Source organism: candidate division KSB1 bacterium, from assembly GCA_034505495.1.
GTDB lineage: Bacteria > Zhuqueibacterota > Zhuqueibacteria > Residuimicrobiales > Krinioviventaceae > Fontimicrobium_A.
The window spans coordinates 57,658-60,677 of sequence record JAPDQV010000017.1 but is presented as its reverse complement, the minus strand read 5'-3'; the positions used below and the strand labels follow the sequence as shown (position 1 = coordinate 60,677).

2 protein-coding genes are annotated in these 3,020 nt (G+C 52.8%); both read left to right on the top strand.

Features of this window, described 5'->3' with window-relative positions:
• The first annotated feature begins 170 nt into the window (after nucleotides 1–170).
• On the top strand, nucleotides 171–1,343 hold the full coding sequence (locus tag ONB24_08690; GenBank protein MDZ7316185.1) for a T9SS type A sorting domain-containing protein: 1,173 nt from the start codon (nucleotides 171–173) through the stop codon (nucleotides 1,341–1,343).
• Nucleotides 1,344–1,418: 75 nt separating this feature from the next.
• Nucleotides 1,419–3,020: hypothetical protein (locus ONB24_08685; protein MDZ7316184.1), on the top strand; the 1,602-nt coding region annotated here is incomplete at its 3' end.

Sequence of the window (3,020 nt, the reverse complement as noted above, 5' to 3'; positions counted from 1 at the left end):
GTGAATGACCATGGGATTTCCTCCTTAATGGATTAGTTATGCAACTGTAGCAAGTTAGGAAATCCCGATAACTTTAAACAACGCTAAATTAACTTACATATAAGTGTTTCGTTTTTTCCATGGAAAATCATCATGAATCAGAGAGTTACGAGTAAATTTTTGAGGGAGTCATGGATTTCAAGAAACTGCTGCAACTAGCTTTGATCCTTCTTCTCCTCAAGCCTGTTTATTCCAGAACGGGCATTTTAATCGACCACACCTGCACCGATTACCGCAAAATTCCGGCTGAGTGGATCCTGGAAGCCAAACGTACGCTGCGTATCGGCTATACGCACACCTCGCACGGCAGCCAATTGGTGACCGGCATCGAGGCGCTGCGTGCTCTGGGGCCGATTTTCGACTTTGAGATCGCCTATTGGGGTTCGGCGCACGGCGTGTTCCTCGTCGACTATTGGGCCAACGACTATGCAGCCGACCTGGGCCATTACGGCGACCTGAGCTGGCGGGATGCCACTATTAGAATGCTGGAAAAGCCGGACAATGACCGCAATGTGGTCATGTGGTCCTGGTGCGGCGGCGTCAGCGACAACAGCGAAGCGGGGATCAATGCCTATCTCAACGCCATGAACGAATTGGAAAACCGCTATCCGCACATAAAGTTCGTCTATATTACCGGCCATCTCGACGGAACCGGCAAAGAGGGCAATCTGCATCGACGCAACGAACAGATCCGCCGCTACTGCCGCGAGCATGATAAAATTCTGTACGATTTTGCCGACATCGAGAGCTACGACCCCGACGGGCTGGTCAATTTTATGGAGCGGTATGCCACCGACGCCTGCGAATACGACCGCAACGGCGACGGCGACCCCTGGGGCGACGGCAACTGGGCGAACGAATGGCTGGCCCGTCATCCCGACAGCGAGCTTGCGCGACTGGTGGAAAAGTGCGGGGACTGCGCCCACTCCGAGCGCTTGAACTGCGTGCTCAAAGGCGCCGCTTTTTGGTGGCTCATGGCGCGGCTGGCGGGTTGGGACGGAGGAACGCCCACAGAAGTCAACGGCGGCAGAACACCGCTCGAAAAGTTCGAGCTTTTGCAGAACTATCCCAATCCTTTTAATGCCGTCACTTTTATTACCTATCGCCTTCAAGAGTCCTGTAGGGTAAACCTGCAGGTCGTTGATCTGCATGGGAAAAGCGTCGCACGCCTTGTCGATCAAATACAAATGCCGGGGGATTATAAAGTTCGCTTCGACTCTGCGTTACTTCCGAGCGGCGTCTATTTCTGCATCCTACGCATAGGTGAATTTCAGGCCGAGAAGAAAATGACGATCGTAAAATAGAACCCGTTACTGATAAAAATGCGGGTTGGAAGGAGGGTCAGCTTTCAGATCACCACAAATTTAAAGGAGGGCGTTATGAAAAGGTTTGTGTGGGCCTGGTCCCTTTTCTTCTCCATCGTTTTGCGGGCGGACGTTGCCGTTTTCACCAATATGTCCGGCGACGGCAACTGGCACAATCCGGCCAATTGGAGCACCAACCGCGTTCCCGGACCCAATGATCATGTTGACATTCCGGAGGGCAAAAGATGTTCGTTTTCAGGTTCTGCTATGGTTGCGGGCATTACCGTCCGCGGAGAATTGTGGGCGCTTCATGGAGGCAGCATACTTACAAATGAGTTCAAGGTGGCAAGGGGAGGAGAGATCACTTTAGATGGAGAGCTGCACATTGATAGGAAGAACAAGCATGATGGAGGCGATTTGAAGGTCACCAATGAAGGGGTCATACATGGCGCTGAAAGAGCTATGCTTGCTATTGGAGACCCTAAATCTGGTGATTCGCAAGTCTCTCTAAGAAATCTGGGTGGGGAAATAAAGGATGTCGATTTCTGTTTTGCTGGAAAATCGATTTCGTTAGACGGCGGGATATTCCGCGTGAAGGCGTTATCGATCGTGTCCGAGATCTTCAGGATGTTAAATGGGGCCATCATCGAAGGGACTTCCACAAGAGAGTATGATGTAATTAGGGGCGTTTGGCTTTCTTTCAGGGCAAACGATTTTGAGGTGGGCAACGGTTGCACAATCTTTACCCGCGATGCGCCTCCTGATAATCCAAAGATTGCAGGAGATGTTATCATAACTGCAGAGAGATTTGCCAATTGGGGATGGATTTATGCCGGTGGAGCCGCCCTTCACGATGGCAGTGTGATAATCGGGGCGCAATTGCTTGTCAATAAGGGTAGAGTCGGCAAATATTCCGGCCTTAACAAAACCTCTCTGGCACAGAGGCTCAACAATGTAACCCTTTGTGCGGATTCGGTATTTATCGAACGGGTCGACGGCATGATCACTGCCGACACGCTGCGCGTCTATGGTCGGCAGATCATGGTAAAAATCCAGAACGGCGTCGGCATCGGCCTGATGACCGGCGTGGATTTTTATACCACCGTGGACGGGACGATCGACTTTACCCAGACGACCTACTTTAACGCCATCGCCGGCGGCTATATCAAGCGGATATTCAGCAACCATGTCATTCCTTCCGAACAGTGGAAGCTGCAATCTGTATTCGGCGGGCCGGTCTCGGTTTTCCCCGCAGACGCCACTCTTCTGCAGGCATCCGCAACGCTTGCACCATCCTTCGGCTACGCCGGAACCCGCGACACGCTGCAGCTTTATCTGCAAAACCAAAGTATGACCGCCGTTCGACTTGCCTATACAGTCAGCTCAAACTTGGGCTGGGCGCCGGCTTTGAACGACAGCACCACCCGATTGGCGCCTTTTGCAACGGTTGCGATTGCCATCCCTTATGCCATCCCTCCGGAAACATCGCGCGGCACGGCGGATACGGTGAAAGTGACGGTCACCATCGGCCGTCGGGTCGTCGCAAAAGCCTCGGCCGCCATCTCCTGCTTGAGCCGGTCTTCCGAACCATGGACGGTGTCGCAGATTGTGGTGACGCCCGTACAAGTGAACCTCGTGGTCGGACAACAGCAGCAGTTCACGGCGGCGGGGATGAAT